Source organism: Pseudomonas lundensis (assembly GCF_001042985.1).
Lineage (GTDB): Bacteria > Pseudomonadota > Gammaproteobacteria > Pseudomonadales > Pseudomonadaceae > Aquipseudomonas > Aquipseudomonas lundensis.
The window spans coordinates 159,892-184,133 of sequence record NZ_JYKY01000001.1; the positions used below are offsets into that span (position 1 = coordinate 159,892).

A 24,242-nucleotide genomic window follows, 5' to 3' on the forward strand; every position below is an offset into this window, starting at 1 on the left:
AAAGGTCATCTTTTATGAACACACCACTCAACCGCTGCGTGCTTACCGCATCGTTATGCCTGCTGGCACCGCTCCCGGCGCAGGCGCTGGAATTCTCGGGTTACCTGCGCAGCGGCGTCGGCAACTCGCTCAACGGGGGCAAACAATCGTGTTTCAAACTGCCCGGCGCTGAAACCAAATACCGGCTGGGCAACGAGTGCGAGCAGTACGCGGAGCTGGAACTTCGCCAGGACATCCTGACCCTGGATGACGGCTCGGTGCTCAGCGTCGACGGCATGGCCTCGTTTTACAACCAGTACAACCACCAGCTCACCTTTGAAGGGGAGAACGGTTCGGTGCGCATGCCTCAGCTGTACGCGCAATGGTCGAACCTGCCGCGTCTTAATGGCGGCTCGCTGTGGGCCGGGCGGCGCTACTACAAACGCAATGACATCCACATCTCCGACTTTTACTACTGGAACCAGAGCGCCACGGGCGGCGGCATCGAAGATGTGCTGATCGGCGGTTTGAAATACAGCTATGCGTTTTCGCGCAAAGACAGCCTTTATCAGGAGCAGGCTGTCACCCGTCACGACGTCAACGTTGCCGGGTTCAAGACCAACCCCGGAGGCGAGCTGGAGTTCGGTGTGAGCTACCTCGAAAAACCCCGGCGCACCGATGCCCACAGCGGCTGGGCGATCACGGCGCAGCACGTGCAAAACGCCTTTTTGGGGGGCCGCAACACCGTTGCCCTGCAATACGGCGAGGGTTCAGGGACAGGGCTTGGCTACACCGGCAACACCCGGCTGGACAACAGCAGTAAACGGTATCGGCTGGTGGAGTTTTTTGACTGGCAAGTGACGCCGCGCTTCGGCGGACAGGTCGAGGCGGTCTATCAAAAAGACGTTCGCCCTCAGGGTGGCAATCAAGAGTGGCTGTCGCTGGGTGTGCGCCCGGCGTACGCGATCAGTCAACAGTTCAAACTGGTCACCGAACTTGGCCACGATCAGGTCAAGGCCGCCGACGGCACCCGCACCTTGAGCAAATTTACCTTTGCGCCCACTTGGTCGCCCAAGGGGCCCGGCTTTTGGGAGCGCCCCGAAATTCGCCTGTATTACACCTATGCCCGCTGGAACAAAGCCGCACAACTGGCCGCCAATCGATTGGGCGCCGGGTCGGCGTTATCTGACAGCGGCGCGTTTGGCAGGGCCCGGCACGGTTCAAATATGGGATTGCAGGTCGAGTACTGGTGGAAATAAGCGACGCTGGCGAGGCGCGCACGCCCTCGGCATTCAAACTCTCTATTGCAGGTGAAGTCATGGTCACACCCTCACAACTGGAACTGCTGGCGCCCCTGTCAGGCGTGGTGCTGGCGCTCGACGATGTCCCTGATCCGGTGTTCTCCAGTCGCCTGATGGGCGATGGTGTGTGCATCGACCCGACGTCACAGATGTTATGCGCCCCGCTGGCCGGGGTGGTCAGCAACCTGCAACACACGGGGCATGCCCTGAGCATCACCCTCGACAGCGGTGTGCAGGTGCTGCTGCACATTGGGCTGGACACGGTGAACCTTCAGGGCAAAGGTTTTATCGCGCAGGTTGAGGAAGGCCAGCGGGTTGAGGCCGGGCAGCCGCTGATTGAGTTCGATGCCGACTACCTGGCGCTGCATGCCCGCAGTTTGCTGACGCTGATGCTGGTGATCAGCGGGGAGGGTTTTCAGGCGCTGGCGCACGGCAAGGCGCACATCCAGACCGGGCAGCCTCTTTTGCACGTGCAGGTGCACGCGGGTAAAGACGAGGGGGCAACCGGTCATGAAGACAGTCCGGTGTTGCATTCGCAGGCCGTGTTGCTGCCCAACCCCAATGGCCTGCATGCGCGACCGGCCGGGGTGTTGGCCCAGGCGGCGAAAGGCTTTGCGGCACGTGTTCAACTGCATCGCCAGCACGACAGCGCCAACGCCAAGTCGCTGGTGGCGATCATGGCGTTGCAAACCGCGTATGCAGACAGCGTTTACCTCAGTGCGGCGGGACCGGATGCCGAGGCGGCCCTGCGTGAGTTGTCCGAGCTGCTGAGCCAAGGCTGTGGCGAAGAGGTTGAGCACGTGGTGTTGGCCCCAGACCCCGACCCCGTCGCCCATGACGGGGTGTCGGATGTGCTGCGCGGCGTGTGCGCCTCCACCGGTTCGGCGTTCGGTTACGTGGTGCAGGTGGCGCACAGCGCGCTGGAGGTGGACGAACATGCCAGCGAGGCGCAACGCGAACACGCCGCGCTGCAACACGCGTTGGCCCGGGCGGCCGATGAGTTGCAGGGGCTGCGCGATGACGCATCCAACCCGGCGCAGCGCGACATCTTTCGGGCGCATCAGCAGTTGTTGCAAGACCCGAGCTTGCTGGAGCATGCCGCCGAGCTGATCAACGCAGGCAAAAGTGCAGCCTTTGCCTGGCGCAATGCGACCGAAGCCACCTCGGCGCTGTTCAAGGGCCTGGGCAGTCCGTTACTGGCTGAGCGGGCGCTGGATCTGGAAGACGTGGGGCTGCGCGTGCTCAAACGGATTCTCGGCGTGGATGACCGTGCGCTGGCGTTGCCCGATCAGGCGATATTGGTGGCAGAACAACTGACGCCCTCGCAAACGGCCGGGCTCGACACCCGCAAAGTCGTGGGGGTTGTCACCGTGGGCGGCGGTGCTACCAGCCATGTCGCCATTCTGGCCCGTGCCTTGGGCATCCCGGCGTTGTGCGGGGTGTCACCTCAGGTGCTGGCGCTGGCCAGTGGCCTGCCGGTATTGCTGGATGCCGATGCAGGTCAGTTGCACGTGCAGCCTGATGTAGGGCAGATGGAGCAATTGGGTGCGCAGCGCGCGTTGCGTGAGGACCGTCTACAACGGGATTTGCAGCACGCGTCGTTGGCGGCCTGCACCCTGGACGGGCACCCGGTGAATATCACCGCCAATATTGCCTCGCGGGCAGAGGCTGAACACGCGATGACCCTGGGCGCCCACGGCGTCGGGCTACTGCGCTCGGAGTTTTTGTATCTGGATCGCAGCCGCGCGCCTTCCCATGACGAGCAAGTGGCCACCTACTGCGAGATAGCCCGCGCCGTGGGCACTGAACACCCGCTGGTGGTGCGTACGCTGGATGTGGGCGGTGACAAACCGCTGGCCTACGTGCCAATGGCCAGTGAACTCAACCCGTTCCTGGGCATGCGCGGTATTCGCCTGTGCCTTGAACGTCCGCAGTTGCTGCGCGACCAGTTGCGCGCCGTTTTGGCCAGTGCCGGGCTGACGCAACTGCACATCCTGTTGCCGATGGTCACGCACTTGTCCGAGTTGCGGGTCGCGCGGCAGATGTTGCAGGAAGAGGCGCAGCGGCTGGGGCTCAGCGCGTTGCCCAAGCTGGGCATCATGATCGAAGTGCCTGCGGCGGCCTTGATGGCCGACCTGTTTGCGCCCGAGGTGGATTTCTTCTCGATTGGCACCAACGACTTGACCCAATACACCTTGGCCATGGACCGCGATCATCCGCGCCTGGCCCGTCAGGCCGACAGCTTGCACCCGGCCGTGTTGCGCCTGATCGCTCACACGGTCCGGGCCGCCCACGCCCATGGCAAGTGGGTGGGCGTGTGTGGCGCGCTGGCCTCCGAGCCGTTGGCGGTGCCGGTGCTGCTGGGCCTGGGGGTGGATGAACTGTCGGTCAGCGTGCCGCTGATCCCGGCCATCAAGGCACGGGTGCGCGAAGTGCAATTGACCGCCTGCAAGGCATTGGCCGACAAGGTGCTGGCGCTGGAAAGCGCCGAGCATGTGCTGGCCACCTTACAGCCTCAATCGTTAGTGCTGGAGCATTGAACATGTTTGAAAAACTTCATCAGGCGTTCTGGAAAGCGCTGACCCCGGATCTGATGCCCGACGTGACCCGCCCGGCCTCGTCGTTGCTGGACAGTGCTGTATTGGCGGCGTTGGGCGGGGCCGAGAACATTACATCCGAACAGAAAGTCGCACTTACCCGCGTGCGCGTCCAAGTGTGCGATGCCTCGAAACTGACCCTGCACGCGCAGCAATTACCGAACGTCATGCCCTTGGCCAATGGCGTGGTGCATGTGCTCGTAGGGCTGTAAACGCCTCGTCGAGGTTCAGGCTTGCGGGCGTGGGTGCGGCCCTTCGCCACCCCGGCCTTACTGTTTCTCAACTGCAGGTGTATCGTATTCGCCTTTTGCGGGGCGTAAGCCCGTTTACGATACGAGAGGTAGTTGAGCCCATGTCCTTTACCCGTCGACAAATACTCGGTGGTTTGGCCGGCCTGGTCGTGGTGGGTGTCGGAGCGGGTGGCGCTTCGCGTTACTGGCTGGGGAAAATGGCAGACGCCGAGGCCGGCCACGATTACGAGCTGATTGCCGCGCCGCTGGACGTCGAGCTGGTGCCCGGGCATCAGACCGAAGCCTGGGCCTTTGGCCCATCGGCACCGGGTACCGAGCTGCGGGTGCGTCAGGGCGATTGGCTGCGGGTGCGCTTTATCAATCATCTGCCGGTGCCCACCACCATTCACTGGCACGGGATCCGTCTGCCGCTGGAGATGGACGGCGTGCCTTATGTGTCCCAGTTGCCGGTTCTGCCGGGCGAGTATTTCGACTACACATTCCGCGTGCCGGACGCTGGCAGCTACTGGTATCACCCGCACGTCAACAGCAGTGAAGAGCTGGGGCGCGGGCTGGTGGGGCCGCTGATTGTCGAGGAGCGCGAGCCGACCGGTTTTGTCCACGAACGCACTTTGAGCATCAAAAACTGGCACGTGGATGAAGAGGGCGGGTTCATGCCGTTCAGCATCACCCGCGAAGCCGCACGCGGCGGTACGGCAGGGCGCCTGTCCACGATCAACGGCAGCCATGTGCCGACCATCGAACTGCCCGCCGGGCAAATCACCCGTGTGCGTCTGCTCAACCTCGACAACACCTTGACCTACCGCATCAACATCCCGGGGGTGGAGGCCAGGATCTACGCGCTGGACGGCAACCCCATCGAGCCACGGCCGCTGGGCAAGGAATACTGGCTGGGCCCCGGTATGCGCATTTGCCTGGCCATCAAGGCACCCGCCGAAGGCGAAGAATTGTCCCTGCGTGACGGGCCTGTGCGCCTGGGTACGTTGCGGGCGGTGGCCAGCCCCGGTGCCGCGACCCAGTGGCCTGCCGCCTTGCCGGCCAACCCGATTGCCGAGCCGGATGTGGCCAATGCCGAGAAGCTCAACTTCAATTTTGAATGGGTCGGTTCGGTGTCCGAGAATCAAGACGGCGATCAACCCCCCAGCCTGTGGCAAATCAACGGCATTGCCTGGGACATCAAAGACAAGACCTGCGCCGATCGGCCGATTGCCAAACTCAAGCTGGGGCAGAGCTACATCTTCGAATTGAAGAACATGACCCAGTACCAGCACCCGATCCATTTGCACGGCATGAGCTTCAAGGTGCTGGCGTCCAATCGCAAAAAAATCACCCCGTATTTCACCGACACCTATTTGTTGGGTAAAAACGAACGTGCCCGCGTGGCGTTGGTGGCGGATAATCCCGGCGTGTGGATGTTCCACTGCCATGTGATTGACCACATGGAAACCGGCCTGATGGCCGCCATTGAGGTTTCCTGATGCGACAAGGGCGTCAACCCCAGATCATCGACCGCAGCCGCGATCAAGACTACATGCGTGAAGCGCTGGCACTGGCTGCTCAGGGGGCGGCCCTGGGGGAAGTGCCGGTGGGTGCGGTGCTGGTGCAAAACGGCGAGATTATCGGGCGCGGTTTCAACTGCCCGATCAGCGGTCACGACCCCAGCGCCCATGCCGAAATGGTCGCCATACGTGCCGCAGCCGCCTCGGCCTGTAACTACCGCCTGCCGGGCAGCACGCTGTACGTCACGCTGGAGCCGTGCAGCATGTGCGCGGGCCTGATCGTGCATTCGCGGGTGTCACGCGTGGTGTATGGCGCGCTGGAGCCCAAGGCCGGGATTGTGCAAAGTCAGGGGCAGTTCTTCACCCAGGGCTTTCTCAACCACCGGGTGCTGTTTGAAGGCGGGGTGCTGGCCGACGAATGCGGCGCGATCCTGAGCGACTTTTTCAAGGCCCGCCGCGCCAAACAGCCGTTGTAGCCGGGTTAGCGTGTGGTCACTTGCGGGCCACAATCACTGCGCGCATCGGCGCAGGCAACCCTTCAATGGTTTTGCTGTGGTCGTTCGGGTCGAGGTAGTCGCTCAACGACTGGAATTTCATCCACGGCGTTGCCCGCTGTTCTTGCACGGTGGTGATGCTCACGTCGACACAGCGCACCTCGCTGAAACCGGCGCGCCGCAACCAGCGCTCCAGCGCCGCAATTGACGGCAGGAACCACACGTTGCGCATTTGTGCGTAGCGGTCTTCCGGCACCAGCACCTGATTCTCGTCGCCTTCAATCACCAGGGTTTCGAGCACCAGTTCGCCGCCCTTGACCAAGCAGTCCTTGAGCGCCAGCAAATGCTCGATGGGGGAGCGGCGGTGGTAGAACACGCCCATGGAAAACACGGTATCGAAGCCTTCGAGGTTCGCTGGCAGGTCTTCGAACGGGAAGGGCAAATGCCACGCGGCTTCTTGCTGCAAGAAGCGCTGCACGGCCTGGAACTGGCAGAAAAACAGCCAGTTCGGGTCTACGCCGATGACGCTGTGGGCGCCGGCGCCCAACATGCGCCACATGTAATAGCCGTTGCCGCAGCCCACATCGAGGATGCGTTTGCCTGTGAGGTCGATGTGCGGCGCGACCCGCGACCATTTCCAGTCCGAGTGCCATTCGGTGTCCACATGCACGCCGAACAGGTCAAATGGCCCTTTGCGCCACGGCGACAGCCCCATCAGCGCCTGATGCATCTGCGCGCGGGTGTCGTCGTCGCAGTCGGTGTCCAGGGTCAGCCCGTTGAGCAGGTCGATCTCGGTAGGCTTGACGTCGGGCAACGCATCCAGCGCGCTTTGCCAGCGCTCAAGGTCGCCGTGGCCTTTCTCCATTTTGAGGTCGAGCTGAGCCTGCAGCGTGGTGGCCCATTCGGCCAGGGGCGTGCCGGCCAGACGCCGGGCAAGAGGGGAAAGATCAATCATGGCAAGGCAATCAACGAGGCAAAGTTAAGACACTGGAACCACGGCACGACGGTCGAGAACCCGGCGGCCAGCAGGCGTTCGCGGTGTTCTTCGAGGCTGTCGGGCTTCATGACGTTTTCGATGGCGCTGCGTTTTTGCGCGATCTCCAGATCGCTGTAGCCATTGGCGCGCTTGAACGCAATGTGCAAGTCAGTGAGCAAAGCGTGCTCCTGAGCGTCATTGAAGCGCAGCTTCTCTGACAGGATCAGCGCACCGCCCGGCAACAGCGACTGGCGGATGCGCCCGAGCAGGGCCAGCCGTTGCTCGGGGGCAATGAATTGCAGCGTGAAGTTCAGCGCAACCACTGAGGCCGGTTCAAATTGCAGCGCAAGAATGTCGCCTTCGATCACCTCAACCGGCAACAGCTCCTGAAACATCGAGTTCTGCCCGTTGAGGTATTCGCGGCAGCGCTCGACCATCGCCGCCGAGTTGTCCACCGCAATCACCTTGCACCCTTCGCTGCGCACATGACGGCGCAACGCCTGCGTCACCGCCCCCAGCGAACTGCCCAGGTCATAAAGCACGCTGTGGGGTTGGGCGAATTGCGCCGCCAGCACACCGAGGTTTTCCACAATGGTCGGGTAACCGGGCACCGAGCGTTTGATCATGTCCGGGAACACCCGTACCACGTCTTCGTTAAAGGCGAAGTCCGGCACCTGGGCCAGGGGCTGGGCGAAAATACGGTCGGGTTCTTTGCTCACGAGGGTTCCGGCGATGGAAATTCAAAAGGGGCGGCATTTTAGCCAAGTTGGCGCCGGAGTGCGCGGTCTGTCTGATAAACCGCGCAGCATTCTGAATGTGCTGACAGGGTGTCAGGGGCATTCACACAACGAGGACGAGACGCTCACATGCCCGGTCAGAGTGATGTTTTTCTGTTCGCTGTCCTGTGCGGTAAACGTGAACTCACGGATGTAGTACGCGTGGTCGATGATGTCCAGCGTCAAAGAGCCGTTGATTCCTTCGCAGTTGTAATAGATTTCATTGCCGCCCACGACCGCGAACTCCACATACGACAAGCCCTGGATCGGCCCGAATACACCCTGCTCAAAAGTGTGTGTACCGCTTTTAATACCCAGATCAAAAATGATATTAATCACCCGGTATTCGTAAGAGCCAAAGGTTGCAGCCGAGGCCGCAATGGACAGGGTCTTGAGGCCGCTGCCCAACATGATGTCATCGGCCTTGAAATCGGCGCGGTCCGTAATGGTGGCCGAGGCGTCGCTGATCAGTGCCTGTTTAGGGCGTGACGGGTGCTTGGGGTTTGGTTTGAGCGTGCCTTTGACTTTGTCTTTGCCACGCGTAGAAAAGTGATTGGCCATCATTGAACCCTCGCTGACTGATTGGGTGTGCAGAGACGGTATTAATGATGGCAACGGGCATGGCGTCTACTGTCATAAGTGACAGTGGAGGGTCAGCGTTTGCGCTGGCTAAATACCGATGCGGCAATGCCCCATTGACCGAGCCAGTAGCTGAGGATGATCAGGTAGGGCGCGGCACCGAACTTGATCACGAAGCGGTCAATGCCGATCAGGCTGTCAGACACCACAAACGCCAGTGCGCCGGCCGCTGCCAGGCAGGCCGAGCGCGCAGGCACGTCAGTCCCCAATCGGGCGAGGGCGCGCCACAGCATGGCGCTGATCGTGAGGGCGTAGACGATGACCGGGATCAGCAAATCCCCCAGGCCATGGCTGGCCATAACGCTCAATAACCCGCCGCCGGCGGCCAGCGCCAGTAGCAGAGGCAGCGCTGCGATGCGTCGGCAATCGGCCAGGTAGGCCTTGAGGTACGCCAAATGGGCCAGCAGAAAAGCCCCGAGGCCAAACACGAACAGGTCTACGGGCCAGGCCAGGAGCACGTCACCGAGCAACGAAAACAGTAAACCGATACTGATCCAGCGCCGATAAAGGCTGGGCGGCGCGTCTTGTAGCCAACCGAGCAAGGCCAGCACGGGCAAGGGTTTGCTCAGCAGGCACAACAGCGTGGACTGCATGTGCACGCCATACAGGTAGGCGGCGGCGCCCATGACCGCGAGGATCAGCCACGGCATGTCAGTTCACCGTGACAGGGCAGTCAAACACGTGGGCGGGCTCTGCTTCAGGCTCCCAGGGCTGCTGATAGGTCAGGCGCAGGCGACCGGTGCCCGGTGCAAAGGCCTGAAAGCGCCAGGTGGATTGCCCGCCACTGCCCAGCAACTGGCCACTGTCGGCGCTTTTGTAAACTTCAGGGCCGAGGCTGCGCAACACGCCGCCTGCCGAATCCTGAATGGCCCAGCGGTAACCGGTCGTGGGGTTGCTGGGCAGCGTCAGCGTCAGATTTTGCCCGGTGTGCAATTGCATCGGGCAGTCACTCTGTTCTTCCACAATCACGTTGTGCGCCGGTTGCTGGGCGCAAGCCGCCAGCAAGGTCAAGCTGAGCAAGGGGATAAGACGCGCGGGGGACATTGAAGGCTCCATCGGGACAAGAACAAGCGCGCAGCATAACCCAAGACGGCAATCGGGCTATGCCACGCGGCTAAAGTTGCCCGTGGTGCTCAATAACTCATTGCGGCGTGAGGCGGGGTCACGGTGAATTCGCCGCAGACCTCGAACGGGTCGCTGAGGTGATCAGTGCCTTCAAAGGTGAACAGGCGTGCGCTGTAGCAACTTTCGATGACGGACAGGTGCAGGGTGCCAATATCAGCCTGGGTCAGGTGATACACCAGATCGCCATCCTTCTCGACGCATTCTGTGTAAGACATGTCGCGTACCGGGCCGGGTTGCCCGCGCTTGTACAGGTAAATGCCGGACTGGATATTGACGTCCAGGGTCAGCGACATGCAGCGATACTGCGGCGACCCGAAGTCTTCGATCTCAGCGGTGATGACAATCTTTTTTTGGCTGCTGGCAAAAGTGATTTCCTGCGCTTCGAACAGATGCCGACAGGACACCTCCGCTCTCAGTTCACCCGTAGTTCTAGGGTTGAACGCAGGCTTACCCAAAATTTTTTGCCATATAACGGCAGGGTTTCCATATGCAGGGTGCTGTAGTGCCATGATCCAAGCCCATCCAACGCTAACGGTTCTGGGGCCTATTAGTGTCGGGAACGGGTGTTGTGTCTACTGACAGAAATGACAGGGGTCGCCCCGCACGGGCAGTACTACAGCGCCGTCATGTTTGCATGGAGGCGCTGTAGCCCGTGGCTTTCAGCGGTTTAGAACAGCACTTTGGCCACGTCATTGAAGCGTTTGGCAAAGTGCACGGTGATGCCTTCTTTCAAATAGTCCGGCAGTTCTTCAAAGTGGCCGCGGTTGGCTTCAGGGAGGATCAGCTCGTGAATCTTCTGCCTGCGCGCCGCGATGACTTTCTCACGGACGCCGCCAATGGGCAGCACATGCCCGGTCAAGGTCAGCTCGCCGGTCATGGCGATGCCCTTTTTCGGTGGCTGGTTGCGCGCCAGTGACAGCAGTGCGCTGGCCATGGTCACACCGGCGCTCGGGCCGTCTTTGGGCGTGGCGCCTTCGGGCACGTGCAAATGCACAAACGCCTCATCGAAGAACTTGGGATCACCGCCAAACTGCTTGAGGTTGGAGCTGACGTAGCTGTATGCAATCTCGGCAGACTCCTTCATCACATCACCCAATTGCCCGGTCAGCTTGAACCCGCGGTTGAGGGTGTGGATACGGGTTGCCTCAATCGGCAGGGTCGCGCCGCCCATGCTGGTCCACGCCAACCCGGTGATCACGCCCGTCCCGCTGATGACCTGTTCATTGCGGAACACCGGCATGCCCAATGACGCTTCGAGGTCTTTGGGGCCGATCTTGATCACCGCCTTGGGGTCTTCCAGCAACTTGACCACGGCTTTGCGCACCAGTTTGCCGAGTTGTTTCTCCAACTGACGCACACCGGCTTCGCGGGCGTAGCCATCGATCACGGCCCGCAATGCACTGTCGCTGATGCTCAGGCTGTTTTTGGACACCCCGGCTTTCTCCAACTGCTTAGGCCACAGGTGACGCTTGGCAATCGCGATCTTTTCTTCGGTGATGTAACCCGAGAGGCGAATCACCTCCATACGGTCGAGCAACGGCCCCGGAATCGAGTCCAGCGTGTTGGCCGTGCAGACGAACAGCACTTTGGACAGGTCCAGGCGCAAATCCAGGTAATGGTCGAGGAAATCGACGTTCTGTTCCGGATCAAGGGTTTCGAGCAGGGCAGAGGCAGGGTCGCCCTGGAAGCTCTGACCCATCTTGTCGATCTCGTCGAGCATGATGACCGGGTTCATCACTTCGACGTCTTTGAGGGCCTGCACCAGCTTGCCCGGCTGGGCGCCGATGTACGTGCGACGATGGCCTTTGATCTCGGCTTCGTCACGCATGCCGCCGACACTGAAGCGGTAGAACGGTCGTCCCAGGGACTCGGCGATCGACTTGCCGACGCTGGTTTTACCCACGCCCGGCGGGCCGACCAGCAACACGATCGAACCGCTTACCGACCCCTTGTAGGCGCCGACTGCCAGAAATTCGAGGATGCGGTTTTTGATGTCGTCGAGCCCCGAATGGTGGGCGTCCAGCACCTTGCGGGCATGCTTGAGGTCGAGTTTGTCTTGCCCGAATACACCCCAGGGCAGCGACGTTGCCCAGTCCAGGTAGTTGCGGGTGACCGCGTATTCGGGCGACCCGGTTTCCAGGATCGACAGTTTGTTCATTTCCTCATCGATGCGTTTCTGCGCCTGAGCCGTGAGGGTTTTGCCTTCAAGGCGCTGCTTGAACTGCTCGATGTCCGCGCTGCGGTCGTCTTTGGTCAGGCCCAGTTCCTGCTGGATCACCTTGAGCTGTTCTTTGAGGAAGAACTCGCGTTGATGCTCGCCGATTTTCAGGTTCACTTCGGCGGAAATTTCTTTTTGCAGGCGCGCGACTTCGACTTCCTTGCGCAGCATCGGCAGGACTTTCTCCATGCGTTTGAGCATGGGCACGCAATCGAGCACTTCTTGCAGCTCGTTGCCGGTTGCCGAGGTCAGCGCGGCCGCGAAATCGGTCAGCGGCGACGGGTCGTTGGGGCTGAAGCGATTGAGGTAGTTTTTCAGCTCTTCACTGTACAGCGGGTTGAGCGGCAGCAGCTCCTTGATGGCATTGATCAGCGCCATGCCGTAAGCCTTCACCTCATCGGTGGGCTCTTTGGGCTGCTGCGGGTATTGGACTTCCACCAGATAAGGCGGGCGGTGGTGTTTGAGCCACATGCTGATGCGCACACGGGTCAGGCCCTGGGCCACGAATTGCAATTTGCCGTTTTCGCGGCTGGCGTGATGCACTTTCACCAGCGTGCCGTATTCCGGGAGGCTGGAGGTGTCGAAATGGCGAGGGTCATCAGGTGGCGTATCGACAAAAAACAGGGCCAGCGAGTGATGAGGTGATTTGCTGACCAGTTCCAGTGTTTCGGCCCACGGTTCTTCATTGACGATGACCGGCAGTACTTGCGCCGGGAAGAACGGGCGATTGTGAATCGGGATGATGTACACCTTGTCCGGCAGGCTCTGCTCCGGCAATGCCAGTTCAGTCCCGACCGAGTGGGGTTTGTGTACGGATTCGGTGTGTTCTATGTCTGCGTATTCAGTGCTGTTATCCGGGAAATCTTGCTGGTCGCTCATGGGGCACCTGCGCAATGGGGTATGGGGGTTAGATGGGGCGCGGTGTCAGTGGTTTCAATGGTGAAACGTTTTTCATCCTCTAGCCGCTGCCGAAGACTGCGCCGGTAGCGTAGCCGATGGCGCCCGGACGGCTTTTTGCAAGGGCCCGGCAGCCAGCGCAAAACCTCTGCCAGTGATTGATAAAACCTGGGTACACCCTCGTATTCGCTAGGCCTTTGTCGCCAACAACTTGACGGTAGACGGCCCGAAATTATTAGGCGATCTTCTGTTGGGCGACAGTTACGATTCATAACAATAAAGATGGAGTGGGCAGCCGCTTGCGTGGCTGCCTTCAGGGCGCACAAGGAGCGCGTATGCCTCAGGGAATCATCGCAAGGTGGGTGCAGGCATTGACTCAGTGGATCGAGGCCGCGCCATGAAGCTGCGCAACAGTTTTCAGGCCCGTATCAGCCTGTTTCTGGCGTTGCTCCTGCTGTTGCTCATGGGGGTGGTGTATTTCGCGGTTAAAACCGTGACCATCACCGTTGCCAGAGACCAGGCCGAAGAGCAGCTGCACACAGGCACGCGAGTGTTCGAGCGCTTCATGGATTTACGCTGGCGGCGGATTCAGTACGGTCTCAACTGGCTGACCAATGACTCGGGCTTTCGCCAGGCGGCACTCAACGGCAGCCCCGCACAAATCGAAGCCGCCCTGCAAGAATTCGAACCGAGCATTCGCGGCAGTGAGTTATTCGTACTGGACCTCAACGGTCGCATCATCACCAGCACCCTCAAAGGCCTGCCGCCCGGACAGCGCTTTCCTTACGCCAAAGACTTGAGGCTCGCACGCCGCCACGCGCAATCCATGTTGATCGGCGTTTTGGACAATCGACCCTACATGATGGTCCAGGGCGTGGTGCTCACCCCCTTGCCCGTCGTGCGTGTGGTGTCGGGGATGCCGATGGACGACGTGTTTGCCCACGAACTGCGCTCGTTGAGCAACCTGGAAGTGTCATTCATGGCCCTCAAACAGGGCGAAAGTGGCGTACTCAGCAGTACCCTGCCTGACGCCATGAACACCAGCATCGCCGCGTTCATGAGGGACCGCCCGGTCGGCACCCAGGTCTATTTCAACGAGTTTCAGGACAAACGCTTTCTCGGTCAGTTGCTGCAACTGACCACCTCAAACGATCCGCAAAACGGGCACGTGATGGCTTTCTTGCAAAGCCCGCTGGACCAGACGATGCAGGCGTTCAACTCACTAGATCGCAAGTTTTTGTGGATATCCCTCGGCGCGTTGTTGCTGTCGTTGCTCGGCGCCCTGTGGCTGGCGCGTGCGGTGTCGCGCCCGGTCAGCTTGCTGGCCGAGGCCGCCCAGCGAATCGGACGCGGCAATTATCAGGTGCCGGTCGAACTCAAGCGCAAGGATGAACTGGGCTTTTTGGCCAAGGCGATCAACGCGATGCAAAGCGGTATCGCCCTGCGCGAACAGCAACTGGCGCATAACGCGCTGCACGACGCGCTGACCGGCTTGCCCAACCGCGCGCTGGCCATGGAGCGACTGGGCAGCGCCATCAGCGCGAGCAGGGAGGTGGTGCTGATTTATCTGGGCGTCGAAAACTACCGGGTGATCAACGAAAGCTTCGGCCAGGACGGCCTGGAATTGATCATGCGCGAAATCAGCCGCGTCATGCTCGACACCTTGCACGAACGGGACACCGCCGCGCGCATCACCGGCAATGAGTTTTTATTGCTTCTGGAAAGCACCCAGCTCGATGCCGCCGTGGCCATGGCCGACAGGCTCCACCGGCTGTTGAAACGACCGCTGAGCATCGATGGGCATGAGGTGTCGCTGGAAATCTGCATGGGCATTGCGGCCTACCCGATCAACGGGCAAAGCGTCGAGGAACTGATCAGCCGCGCCGCCCTTGCCCGACGCGATGCCGCTGCGCTGCCGGGTTACTTGCAGGTGTACCAGCAAGACCGCGACCTGGCCCATCAACGGCACATCCAGCTGATACGCGACGTGCGCAGCGCGGCGAGCGAGGGCGAACTGTTTTTGCTGTACCAGCCCAAACTCGACATCAGAAGCGGCCACGTGCATCAGGCTGAAGCCCTGCTGCGTTGGCGTCACCCCGAATTGGGCGTGGTGTCGCCAGCCGAATTCATCCCGCTGGCCGAACGCACCGGCAGCATGCCGTTGCTCACGCACTGGGTCATCGAAGAGGGCGTGCGCCAACTGGCCGAGTGGAATCGCAAAGGGCTGCACCTGCAACTGTCCCTCAACATCTCGGCGGCGGATTTACAGGGCGAAGACCTGCTGTTGAGCGTCGACGCCTTGCTCTCGCGCTATCAGGTATCGGCCGGGCAATTGATTTTCGAAATCACCGAAAGTGCGGTCATGCGCGACCCGGAGCATTCCCTCAGCGTGCTGGAAAAACTGCGCGAGGGTGGCATAGGGCTGTCGGTGGACGATTTCGGCACGGGCTACTCGTCACTGGCGCACCTCAAGCGGCTACCGGTGCAAGAGCTGAAAATCGACCAGTCGTTTATCCGCAACCTGGACGAGACCAGCGAAGACGCAGTCATCGTGCGCTCGACCCTGGAGATGAGCCATAACCTGGGGTTGAAGGTCGTGGCCGAAGGCGTGGAGTACCAGCACACCCTTGACCTGCTGGCGCGTTGGCAATGCGACACGGCTCAGGGCTACCTCATCAGCCGCCCGCTGGAGGCGTCGGCGTTAGAAGCATGGCTGTCACGGTTGGAAGAAACGGCCTGAAATGGGGGGGATCACCCACAAAAAAAGCGGCTATCTCTCGATAGCCGCTTCTCTTTTAACGAGCCGTGTTACTTAGTCGGCCAGTTTGAACGCCATGATGTAGTCACCTTTTTTGGTGCCCAGACCGCCGTGACCGCCCGCCATGACGACGACGTATTGCGTGCCGTCCTTGCCGGTGTAGGTCATCGGGGTGGTCTGACCGCCTGCTGGCAGGCGACCTTCCCACAGCTGCTTGCCGTTACGGACGTCGTAGGCACGCAGGTACTGGTCGAGGGTGCCGCTCAGGAAGGCTACGCCACCTGCGGTGGTGAAGGTCCCGCCCAGGCTTGGAACGCCCATCGACAATGGGATCGGTACCGGCGAGCTGTCACGCACGGTGCCGTTTTTGTGTTTCCAGATCACGTTGTTGTTGGTCAGGTCGACCGCTGCAACGTAACCCCATGCCGGTGCCTGGCAAGGCAGGCCCAACGGGGACAACAGAGGCTCAAGGATGACGCCGTAGGGCGCGCCTTTGTTCGGTTGTACGCCGGAGGTCTCGCCTTTACGCGGGCCCATTGCCGCCACTTCCGCCTGGGGAACCAGTTTGGAGGTGAAGGCCATGTAGCTCGGGTTCAGGAAGGCAATTTGACGGATCGGGTCAACCGAGATGCCGCCCCAGTCGAACACGCCAAAGTTGCCCGGATAAACGATCGAACCTTGCAGCGATGGCGGGGTGTACATGCCGTCGTAACGCAGGGATTTGAAGTTGATCCGGCACAGCATTTGGTCAAACGGTGTCACGCCCCACATGTCACGCTCGGTCAGTTCCGGCGGAATCATGTTCAAATCCGAACGTGGCTGGGTCGGTGCGGTGTGGTCGCCTTCTACAGCGCCGCCCGGAGCCGGCAGTTCACGGATCGGTACGATGTCTTCGCCGGTACGACGGTCAACAACGTAGATGCTGCCTTGTTTGGTGGACGCCAGCAGAGCCGGTTTCACGCCATCAGCTGTTTTCAGGTCCATCAGGGTCGGTTGACCGCCCACGTCCATGTCCCACAGGTCATGGTGCGTGAACTGACGATACCAACGGACTTTACCGGTGTTGATGTCCAGCGCGGTCACGCCGGCGCTGTAACGCTCGGAGTCTTCGGTACGGTCGCCGCCATATTGGTCAGGCATCTGGTTGCCCATCGGCAGGTACAGCATGCCGAGGTTTTCATCGACCGCGAACATCGACCACATGTTAGGCGAGTTGCGGGTATAGGTCTGGCCTTCAGCAATCGGCGTGGTGTCTTGCGGATTGCCGCTGTCCCAGTTCCATACCAGCTTGCCGGTACGTACGTCGTACGCACGGATCACGCCCGACGGCTCGTCAGTGGAGATGTTGTCGGTCACGTGGCCGCCGATCACGACCAGATCTTTGGTCACGGCAGGTGGCGACGTGGAGTAGTAACCGCCCGGTGCAAAGCTACCGATGTTGTGGCGCAGATCGACGGCACCGTGGTCACCGAACGCTTCGCACACTTTACCGGTGTCGGCGTTCAGCGCGATCAGACGGGTGTCGGCAGTCGGCAGGAACAGGCGACGCGGGCACGAGTTGCTGGCGGTCGCCGTGGCTGCTTCAGCCGCTGGCTCGGCAGCGCTCTGCTCGGTGGCGGTGTTGGCATAGGCCGCTTCGTCGTGATAGCTCACGCCACGGCAGGTCATGTGGGCCCAACCTTTGAAGTTTTCAGCGTTCTGCGTGCTGATCTTCGGGTCGTAACGCCAGATTTCCTTGCCGGTGTCCGGATCAAGGGCAATCACCTGACTGTGCGGGGTGCACACGTACAGCATGCCGTTGACTTTCAGCGGGGTGTTCTCGGCCGTGGTTTCGCCCGGATCGCCTTCGCCCGGGATGTCACCGGTACGGAATGTCCACGCTGGTACCAGCTTGTGGGCGTTTTCCGGGGTGATTTCTTTCAGCGGCGAGTAGCGGTCGCCATGGGCAGTACGCCCGTAGGACTGCCAGTCACCGTCCGGCATGGCCGGTGCGGTGTTGGTCATGCCTGGAACGGCATCGCGGTCCAGTTCGCCTTTGATTTCGCCGGGGCTGGTGAATTGGCTGGCCAGTGCAGCCAGACCTGCCAGTACCACGGCGACGCTCAGTGCGCCCGTCGTGACCGGCGCCGATTGGCTGCCCGTCAGCGGACGACGCAACCAAGGCAGTAGCAGTACGATACCGATCGCAAACCAAAGGGCCAGGCGCGGTACCAATTGCCACCAGTCCAGGCCCACTTCCATCAGTGCCCAAACCGTGCTGGCGAACAGCACGATTGCGTACAAGCCAAGCGCCGCGCGGCGTCCCGCCATCAGCAATGCGCCCGACAGACCGAAGCCGATACCTGCCAGCAGGTAGTACAGCGACCCGCCCAGCGTGACCAGCTTGATACCCCCGACCAGCATGGCCAGGCCCATTAGCAGCAGCAGGATACCGAGCAACGTCGGTAACAGGCGGCTACGACTTGAAGCACCTTCAGTGCTCATAGTGTGGTTCTCCGTTACGTTGATAGTGTCCCCGCGCAGGCCCTGCAGAACACAGCGCCAGGCGGGTGCGAATCAGTGAAGTAAGTCCTTGTGAGTCAGCTTCAAGCTTCGTGCTCGTCGCGAGAGTCCGTCCCAGAATCAGAACGAGCTTTGAATCTTCAGACCGCCGATCAGCGCGTCGTCCAGATGGCTCACGCCGCCGGGGTGCCGGATGTATTGCAGGTTCGGTCGAACGGTCAGCCAGTTGGTCACGTGCACCCCGTAGTAGAGTTCGGCGCTGTATTCAGTGTCTTGGGGTGGCAGGTAATCGGCGTTGTCGAAATCGTAGACAGCACGGGCCTGATTGGTCGCCTGGGCGTTTTTGCGGTACGCCGGGTTGACGTGAACCCGTGCCACGGCAAAGCCGATATCGTCTTTGGCGCGTGAATCGAATACGCCTTTGTAAACGATGCCCGCCTGAACATAGTTATCGATAGGATTGGTTTTTTTATCGTGAACGGTGGCATTGGCGAACACACTCAAGCCCCTCGACAGATCGCTGGCGCGGCTGGTGAGTTGCTGCTGCACACCCAACCACATGCCATGCTTGCTCGAACTGCTGCGATAGGCTTCGCCGCTCAAGGCTGCCGGCTGGCCATTGGCATCTTTGTAAACATCGGTTGCCTTGGCACTACTGTAGTAGTAACCGGCACGGTATTCCCCTGGCAGGCCGTTGATTTTTGGCGTCCACACCAACTCAACCGGCAATACCGCGCCTTGGGTGCCGCTGCCGCTGAGCTTGAAACCATTGCCGCGGTCGAGGTTGGACGGGTTCTGCTCGTAAGCACCGACCTGCGCATACAACTCAGGGGTCAAGTGGTATTTGACGCGCAACGCCCACTGGCTGACGGGCCAGTTGTACCAGATGCTGCCAGCCCAGTTGCCGACTTGCGAGCCGCAGAACGCAAGGTTCTGAAAGTCGCAAGGGAAGCTGTTGAAATCCTCGCCCTGACCAAAGCGGCCGACTTTGATGTCGAGCTTCTGGTCAAAGAATTTCTGCTGATACCACATCTGCGTCAGGCGAGTGGTCTGGCCGCGGCCCCAGACTTCCTGAGCGGAGGTGAACCCGCCCACGCGCGGGTCATTGATGCGGTCGTTGCTGATGTTGTTGCCGCTGCGATGGGTGATCGTCAGCTGAAACTCGGCATCGCTCCACCCCAGAATCTTTTGCAGGTCCAGGTGCGTGCCCAGGCCGAACTGGTCGCTGTAGCGCGCGGTGCGGTCGTGGTCATAACCGCCATGCAGGTTGGCGCCTACCTCGCCCACGTAATCGAGGGAGAAGGCGTAGCCTTTTTGCTCCAGCTCGCTACGGGTGCCATTCCAGTCACCGAGCATCCATTTGGAATCGCTGTCGAAAGCAGGGGCCGCGTTGACGCAGGTGGCCAGCCCCAGAGCGGTGAGTCCGCCCATCAGGTTCACGGCTTTTTGCCCGGCAATAGGAAACAACGCACTGTGTTTGCGCAAAATCTGAAATTTGGACATAGGTTGAGGTTGCGAGTCTTTGTAGGTATGGCTGTGGCTGTGGTAGCGCTGTCTTGAGAAAAACGGTGCTAGCCCTTCTGGATTTGGAGGCGGAATGAATCGGTTCAGCCTCTAAAAATGGAATGATAAAGTGCTGTAACGTTTTGAAACAGCACTTTAAATGACATGGATCATTTCGTAATTGGTAACAGTGTGCTGCGACTGATCGTCTCAGGGCTTTACGGCCCTGTATTTGCTGGCTTTGCCAGGTCAGGGCGGCGAACGCATGCGGGGTGAAAAAAACTTCGTCGATCTCCCTCGCACGGAGACGAAATGGGGCGCAGGAAGTGTTTTTTACACGTCTTGGGTTAATGACTGCGTCGCCAGGTAGCGCGCCAGCCCCCGACCTCGCTCATCGCCAAACGTGACGATGCGCGAGGTTGCGGCTTAGCCCTGTGGTTGCAGGGCGCTGTTATGGCAAACGGGATTGGCGTGAATATGCACGCGTTGCAGATGCCGCGCTGAGCGCGCGGTGAACGCTTCGCGCCCGTGCAACAGGGAAAAATTGTCGGCGATCACCACGTCGTTTTGTTGCCACGCATGCCGGTAGTAAACGCGCGGGTCATGCAGCCGGGCCTGCAAGTCCTCCTCGAACCCTTGCACCTGTTCAGGGCTGAGGCCGTGGTAGTGCAATGCATGGCGGTTGAGGAACCGTACGTCATCCTGAGCCGGTTCGTTGTAACGCAAGACGGTTTGGCCGGTACGCGGATGCTCCACCAGCAAGGGCGAGCACACCTGTCCGCCGTAATGCACCACTTGGCGAATACGGTAGGTCACGCTGATGCGGCGCCAACGTTCGATCACGGCTTTGGGCGTGCGCGCCAGCAATCCTTGGGTATCCAGAAACGTCGTACGGCCTCCTTCATCTTCGCCGGGTGCAAAGAGGCAATTGAACAACTGAAACTCAGGAATTGTCGGCTTGTACATGCCATCCCAATGCAGCGGAACCAGGCTGTGATCAAAAATATGGTCGGTGGCGTCCGGGTGTTCCTTGACGTCAAGCACGGCGCCAAAGGGCCACATCTTGATCTCACCCCATTGCTCGGAAAAGCGGGTGAAGCTGGCTGAATCGACGAAGGTCGGAGCAAATCCGCGCAGGATCAGTAAGTGGTGCTCGCGCGCCAGCTGTTTGAGTACTTCAACGTCCAGTTGTTCAGCCGTTTGCCCCGCAAAGCCGGGGGTGATCAGTAAACCAAAGGGTGCGTGAAGGCTGGCCTTGAAAGCGCGTGTGTTTTCCATAACGGGTTACCAAAGTCAGAGGGTGAACGTTCAGACGCAGGGGGCGGCTCACGCGTGTGCGACGGACTTTCGCGAGTCCAGCGTATAGTGGCTGTGCTTGCCATCCACCCAGACCGGTTCGGCGTTCAACTCCACGGCTTCGGTCTTTTTCATCAGCAAGAATGTCCCGTCCACTTCGACAGCCGTGCCGTGCCACGGGGTTAGCCAGTCATCTTTGGTGGGCAGCATGTGAATGCCCATTTTCAGGCTCGATGCCGGTTGCGGATGAATGGACAGGCGGATGGCATCCGGGAAGCACTGCGCCAGTAAATTGCCCCAGGCCCAACTGCTTTGAATCACCCCATAGGCGCGCTGTCGAGCGTCCCGCTGCAGTGCCGTTTTGGAGCCCTGGTAGTCGGGCATCAAGCCGTCTTCAAACATGAAACGCGTAATGGCCCGGTACAGGCGGGTGCCGTCTTCATCGTTGATCAGGAACGTGCGGATGTCTTCCAGCGGGTCTGCATAGCCTTGCAACAAGGTGCTGCGCAGCACGTCATAGTCATCGGTCAAGGCGGCGAACTCGTCGATATCCCCCAGGTTCAAGACGTCCAGGCAATTCAACTGCTCATCGTGAATCAACGCTTTGATCTTGCCTTGATAGGTGTTGATCGTGTCGTCATTGACGTTGATCAGGTCAGAAAAGACGTGCCCATCCGAGCAGATGGTCAGCCTCGCGCCTGGCGCATAGTGGGCTTTGATGTTCTCGCAAAGCGAGTTGAGAAACGTCAGCGCCAGTTTTTCCGCCATGTCCGGCACGGTGCCGAGCACTTTGTTGGGGTTAGGGGATTTGGCGGGGAATGCCGGGAGGATAAAGTGAATCGGCAGATTGGCGCTGACAAATGTCTGAATGCGCGGCAATTGGGTGAGGATGACGAGTTCGTTTTCCAGGGAAATATCTTGATCGCTACCGGAAAAACGACGTCTGTAGTGCAGGATTTCATGCAGAATTTTTGAGGCAGTGGTGTGACGATAGCTTCCGTTCATAGGGACTCCTGACGCTCCATGGATGTAACAGTGACACAGTGAGAACGGAGTGGGAGCGTAGCGATTGAGCGGGTGTTTGCTTTTATTTTTTTGCTCAGGTCATGACCTCATGCCCAATCCAGAGCTGTTGCCGAGCGCCTGCGGGCGTGGGCCGCAGGCGTTTTTGCTAGCCGCTTGCGTTAAAACGTCGTACGCAAGCCCACTTCAATGCTGCGGCCGGGGGCTGGTGCGATGTCTCGCAGAATCGAGCTCGCATAACGCACGGTCTGGTTGGTCAGGTTCTCGCCCTTGACGAATGCCAGCCATTGGCTGCCGCCCAGATCAAAGTGATAACCGGCGCTGGCGCCCAACGTGGTGTAGCCGTCGGTGCCGGACTCGTTGTCCGGGACGCGCCCCTGATTGCTGGCGTGTTCGACGTCCACCCGCGCCTGCCAGCGGTCCAGCTCCCAGAGCAAACCGCTGCTCAGGCGCAAGGGGGCAATCCGCGGCAGGGCTTGGCCGGTGTCGAGGTTGGTGGCGCGGGTGTAATCGCCCGCCAGTTCCAGTGCAAATTTACCGTAGGCGCTTTCGCCCAGCTTCCAGTGATCTTTCGCTTCAAACCCGGTGAAACGTGCGCGAACCCCGGAGTAGGTGTATTCGGGCATGCCATCAGCGTCAGGTTCGCCTTCGTCATTGAGCGTGCGACCTGTACCCAGAAGGCCGATGTAATGGGAGAAATGGCTGTAGAACACGCCAACGCTGCCTGCGTGGGTGCCGTTGTCAAAACGCAGTGCCAAGTCGCTGGAGACGGCTTTTTCTTTCGACAGGTTGGCGTTGCCCACTTCATAGGTGCCGGTGGCCACGTGTGCCCCGTTGGCGTACAGCTCGTAGAACGTCGGGGCGCGCTCGGTGTAGCCCAGCGTGGCTGCCAGCGACCAGACCGGTGTCAGGCTAAAGACCGCGCCTGAAGAGACGCTGCCAGCGGTGAAGTTTTTTGAGCTGTCCGCTGCGCTGAAGCGCTCATTGCCTTTGGCGTCCGGGTCAACCACCGTGCGCTCCAGTCGCCCGCCCAGGCTGAGTGTGAGGCGGTCGGTGGCCTGAAGCTCTTCGAGAATGAATAGCGCGCCGCTGTGGGTGTCGGTGTGCGGGACGAACGCTTCCTCGCCCAAGGCCGAAAACTCATTGCGATTGACCTGTGCACCCACCACTCCATTAAGAGGGCCCAGGGGTACGTGCCTGGCCTCTATCCGGGCTTCATACCCCTTGTTTTTAAAGGTGGTGCCGACTTCGCCGTCTTCGATTTCACGGTGCTCATAGTCGGTGTAGCCCGCGTTGAATTTCAGTGAGCTGAAGGGACCTTGCAGGTTGCGCAGCTCTGAGGCGAACGCGTAGTGGTCCTGTTTCATGCGGATGCGCACATCCTGCTCCGCTGGCGAACCGTAGTTGGCGTCGTAGTTGCTGTAGGACAGGCCCGCGTATCCGTCGTCCCACGTGTAGGAACCGCCGACAGCACCGCCATCCTGTCGGCCATTGCTGTTGCCCAGACGGCCTTTCTTCTCGTCGCCGTCTTCGCTTTGCGGTGCATGACGGCTGCGTGCGTAGCCGGGGATTTTCAGGTCATTGAAGGTCCGTGCATTCGCGTCCAGGTGCAAGGCGAAGCTGCCATCGCCGGCTTCGAGTTTGCCTGCGCTGCTGCGCGTTGTGGCTGCGCCGCCATAACGCAGTTCCCCGGCACCCTGAATGCCCTCAATGGCCTCGGTGGGGATGCGATTGTCAAAGGTGTTGACCACCCCGCCAATCGCATTGCCGCCGTACAGCAGGGCAGCGGGGCCGCGCACTATTTCAATCCGTTCGACGTTAACCGGGTCCAGCGGCACGGCGTGGTCATAGGACAGTGACGAGGCATCCAGCGCGCCCACCCCATTGCGCAGTAGGCGGATACGGTCGCCATCGAGGCCGCGAATGATCGGGCGGCTGGCGCCCGGCCCAAAGTAGGACGACGACACGCCGGGTTGCTTGTTCAGGGTTTCGCCCAGGCTGCCTTGCTGTTGCAGGGTCAGGTCGTCACCTTCGAGCACGGTGGTCGGGGACGCCAGTTGACTGCTGCCCAGCGGGTTGCCGGTAATCACTTGGGGTTGCAGTTCCAGGGCGTAGGCGGGAGAGGCGATGAGCAGAGCGGCGGCCAACGGGGTGAGGGGTAAACGGCGAAGAGGGCGGGGCAAAGCAGGGGACGACATTGCAAGTTCCTTGGCAAGGTGGGCAGGGAAAAACGGACGCGGCGTACGCGCTATCGGGATAACAACGGTTACAATATAACATCACTTTAATGGTCGCCAAGGGGAACTTTCATCCCGTATGCCCACTCAGGGCTAAACTGCGGCAGGGCACGCGCACTTCCCCCTGAGGCAGCGCTCGGCTAAGGTGCGCGGCTTTCCTTCTTTTGCTTA

Annotated in this window: 18 protein-coding genes; 6 read left to right on the forward strand and 12 right to left on the reverse strand. The window is 60.4% G+C overall.

Annotated features, from left to right (window positions below):
• The first annotated feature begins 14 nt into the window (after nucleotides 1-14).
• The 5 genes from TU74_RS00775 to tadA all read left to right on the forward strand — a co-directional run bounded on the left by TU74_RS00775 (nucleotide 15) and on the right by tadA (nucleotide 6,103).
• Nucleotides 15-1,238: a maltoporin gene (locus tag TU74_RS00775; RefSeq protein WP_048374562.1), complete on the forward strand. Its 1,224-nt coding sequence runs from the start codon at nucleotides 15-17 to the stop codon at nucleotides 1,236-1,238.
• Between the two features lie 59 nt (nucleotides 1,239-1,297).
• Nucleotides 1,298-3,820 carry a phosphoenolpyruvate--protein phosphotransferase gene (ptsP, locus tag TU74_RS00780; protein ID WP_048374565.1) on the forward strand — a complete coding sequence of 841 codons (2,523 nt, stop codon included), beginning with the start codon at nucleotides 1,298-1,300 and terminating at the stop codon, nucleotides 3,818-3,820.
• Between the two features lie 2 nt (nucleotides 3,821-3,822).
• Nucleotides 3,823-4,089, forward strand: coding sequence for a PTS sugar transporter subunit IIB (locus TU74_RS00785; protein WP_048374567.1), 267 nt, complete (start codon nucleotides 3,823-3,825; stop codon nucleotides 4,087-4,089).
• A 140-nt stretch (nucleotides 4,090-4,229) separates the two neighbouring features.
• Entirely contained in the window at nucleotides 4,230-5,606 is a 1,377-nt protein-coding gene (locus TU74_RS00790) for a multicopper oxidase family protein (RefSeq protein ID WP_048374569.1), read from the forward strand.
• Nucleotides 5,606-6,103 (forward strand): tRNA adenosine(34) deaminase TadA, encoded by a 498-nt coding sequence (tadA, locus tag TU74_RS00795; RefSeq protein WP_047273895.1) that lies wholly within the window; start codon nucleotides 5,606-5,608, stop codon nucleotides 6,101-6,103. The genes TU74_RS00790 and tadA overlap by 1 nt, the downstream gene beginning before the upstream one ends.
• Nucleotides 6,104-6,119: 16 nt before the next feature.
• Here the strand turns inward: tadA and cmoB are convergent, their stop codons facing one another.
• From cmoB to lon, 7 genes are all read right to left on the reverse strand, one after another.
• A complete protein-coding gene (gene cmoB, locus TU74_RS00800; protein ID WP_047273897.1) occupies nucleotides 6,120-7,076 on the reverse strand; it encodes a tRNA 5-methoxyuridine(34)/uridine 5-oxyacetic acid(34) synthase CmoB in 957 nt (318 codons plus the stop codon).
• Nucleotides 7,073-7,816: a carboxy-S-adenosyl-L-methionine synthase CmoA gene (gene cmoA / locus TU74_RS00805; RefSeq protein ID WP_047273899.1), complete on the reverse strand. Its 744-nt coding sequence runs from the start codon at nucleotides 7,814-7,816 to the stop codon at nucleotides 7,073-7,075. The genes cmoB and cmoA overlap by 4 nt, the downstream gene beginning before the upstream one ends.
• A gap of 111 nt (nucleotides 7,817-7,927) precedes the next feature.
• Complete coding sequence (locus tag TU74_RS00810) at nucleotides 7,928-8,437, reverse strand: hypothetical protein (protein WP_048374572.1); 510 nt, start codon at nucleotides 8,435-8,437, stop codon at nucleotides 7,928-7,930.
• 89 nt (nucleotides 8,438-8,526) lie between these two features.
• Nucleotides 8,527-9,162: a lysoplasmalogenase gene (locus tag TU74_RS00815; RefSeq protein ID WP_048374574.1), complete on the reverse strand. Its 636-nt coding sequence runs from the start codon at nucleotides 9,160-9,162 to the stop codon at nucleotides 8,527-8,529.
• Between the two features lies 1 nt (nucleotide 9,163).
• Complete coding sequence (locus TU74_RS00820; RefSeq protein ID WP_047282267.1) at nucleotides 9,164-9,556, reverse strand: protease inhibitor I42 family protein; 393 nt, start codon at nucleotides 9,554-9,556, stop codon at nucleotides 9,164-9,166.
• Nucleotides 9,557-9,645: 89 nt separating this feature from the next.
• Complete coding sequence (locus tag TU74_RS00825) at nucleotides 9,646-10,041, reverse strand: hypothetical protein (RefSeq protein WP_241485533.1); 396 nt, start codon at nucleotides 10,039-10,041, stop codon at nucleotides 9,646-9,648.
• A gap of 263 nt (nucleotides 10,042-10,304) precedes the next feature.
• The gene (gene lon / locus TU74_RS00830) at nucleotides 10,305-12,734 is read right to left on the reverse strand and encodes an endopeptidase La (protein ID WP_048374578.1); all 2,430 of its coding nucleotides are present in this window, start codon (nucleotides 12,732-12,734) and stop codon (nucleotides 10,305-10,307) included.
• Nucleotides 12,735-13,149: 415 nt separating this feature from the next.
• On the opposite strand from lon, the gene TU74_RS00835 reads away from it, so the two are divergent.
• The gene (locus TU74_RS00835; RefSeq protein ID WP_048374745.1) at nucleotides 13,150-15,492 is read left to right on the forward strand and encodes a bifunctional diguanylate cyclase/phosphodiesterase; all 2,343 of its coding nucleotides are present in this window, start codon (nucleotides 13,150-13,152) and stop codon (nucleotides 15,490-15,492) included.
• Nucleotides 15,493-15,564: 72 nt separating this feature from the next.
• Here TU74_RS00835 and TU74_RS00840 read toward each other — a convergent pair whose 3' ends face one another.
• From TU74_RS00840 to TU74_RS00860, 5 genes are all read right to left on the reverse strand, one after another.
• Complete coding sequence (locus tag TU74_RS00840) at nucleotides 15,565-17,994, reverse strand: glucose/quinate/shikimate family membrane-bound PQQ-dependent dehydrogenase (RefSeq protein WP_048374581.1); 2,430 nt, start codon at nucleotides 17,992-17,994, stop codon at nucleotides 15,565-15,567.
• Between the two features lie 138 nt (nucleotides 17,995-18,132).
• Entirely contained in the window at nucleotides 18,133-19,515 is a 1,383-nt protein-coding gene (locus tag TU74_RS00845; RefSeq protein WP_048374582.1) for a carbohydrate porin, read from the reverse strand.
• Nucleotides 19,516-19,941: 426 nt separating this feature from the next.
• Nucleotides 19,942-20,793, reverse strand: coding sequence for a TauD/TfdA dioxygenase family protein (locus TU74_RS00850; protein WP_047292426.1), 852 nt, complete (start codon nucleotides 20,791-20,793; stop codon nucleotides 19,942-19,944).
• Between the two features lie 48 nt (nucleotides 20,794-20,841).
• The gene (locus tag TU74_RS00855; RefSeq protein WP_048374585.1) at nucleotides 20,842-21,816 is read right to left on the reverse strand and encodes an L-tyrosine/L-tryptophan isonitrile synthase family protein; all 975 of its coding nucleotides are present in this window, start codon (nucleotides 21,814-21,816) and stop codon (nucleotides 20,842-20,844) included.
• A 179-nt stretch (nucleotides 21,817-21,995) separates the two neighbouring features.
• Complete coding sequence (locus TU74_RS00860) at nucleotides 21,996-24,032, reverse strand: TonB-dependent receptor (RefSeq protein WP_048374587.1); 2,037 nt, start codon at nucleotides 24,030-24,032, stop codon at nucleotides 21,996-21,998.
• Between the last annotated feature and the right edge of the window lie 210 nt (nucleotides 24,033-24,242).

What these genes read in the sequence shown, in the direction of transcription:
- TU74_RS00775 (WP_048374562.1), top strand. Translation starts at nt 15, where the DNA reads ATGAACACACCACTCAACCGCTGCGTGCTTACCGCATCGTTATGCCTG.
- ptsP (WP_048374565.1), top strand. Translation starts at nt 1,298, where the DNA reads ATGGTCACACCCTCACAACTGGAACTGCTGGCGCCCCTGTCAGGCGTG.
- TU74_RS00785 (WP_048374567.1), top strand. Translation starts at nt 3,823, where the DNA reads ATGTTTGAAAAACTTCATCAGGCGTTCTGGAAAGCGCTGACCCCGGAT.
- TU74_RS00790 (WP_048374569.1), top strand. Translation starts at nt 4,230, where the DNA reads ATGTCCTTTACCCGTCGACAAATACTCGGTGGTTTGGCCGGCCTGGTC.
- tadA (WP_047273895.1), top strand. Translation starts at nt 5,606, where the DNA reads ATGCGACAAGGGCGTCAACCCCAGATCATCGACCGCAGCCGCGATCAA.
- cmoB (WP_047273897.1), bottom strand. Translation starts at nt 7,076, where the DNA reads ATGATTGATCTTTCCCCTCTTGCCCGGCGTCTGGCCGGCACGCCCCTG.
- TU74_RS00810 (WP_048374572.1), bottom strand. Translation starts at nt 8,437, where the DNA reads ATGATGGCCAATCACTTTTCTACGCGTGGCAAAGACAAAGTCAAAGGC.
- TU74_RS00815 (WP_048374574.1), bottom strand. Translation starts at nt 9,162, where the DNA reads ATGCCGTGGCTGATCCTCGCGGTCATGGGCGCCGCCGCCTACCTGTAT.
- TU74_RS00820 (WP_047282267.1), bottom strand. Translation starts at nt 9,556, where the DNA reads ATGTCCCCCGCGCGTCTTATCCCCTTGCTCAGCTTGACCTTGCTGGCG.
- lon (WP_048374578.1), bottom strand. Translation starts at nt 12,734, where the DNA reads ATGAGCGACCAGCAAGATTTCCCGGATAACAGCACTGAATACGCAGAC.
- TU74_RS00835 (WP_048374745.1), top strand. Translation starts at nt 13,150, where the DNA reads ATGAAGCTGCGCAACAGTTTTCAGGCCCGTATCAGCCTGTTTCTGGCG.
- TU74_RS00840 (WP_048374581.1), bottom strand. Translation starts at nt 17,994, where the DNA reads ATGAGCACTGAAGGTGCTTCAAGTCGTAGCCGCCTGTTACCGACGTTG.
- TU74_RS00845 (WP_048374582.1), bottom strand. Translation starts at nt 19,515, where the DNA reads ATGTCCAAATTTCAGATTTTGCGCAAACACAGTGCGTTGTTTCCTATT.
- TU74_RS00850 (WP_047292426.1), bottom strand. Translation starts at nt 20,793, where the DNA reads ATGGAAAACACACGCGCTTTCAAGGCCAGCCTTCACGCACCCTTTGGT.
- TU74_RS00855 (WP_048374585.1), bottom strand. Translation starts at nt 21,816, where the DNA reads ATGAACGGAAGCTATCGTCACACCACTGCCTCAAAAATTCTGCATGAA.
- TU74_RS00860 (WP_048374587.1), bottom strand. Translation starts at nt 24,032, where the DNA reads ATGTCGTCCCCTGCTTTGCCCCGCCCTCTTCGCCGTTTACCCCTCACC.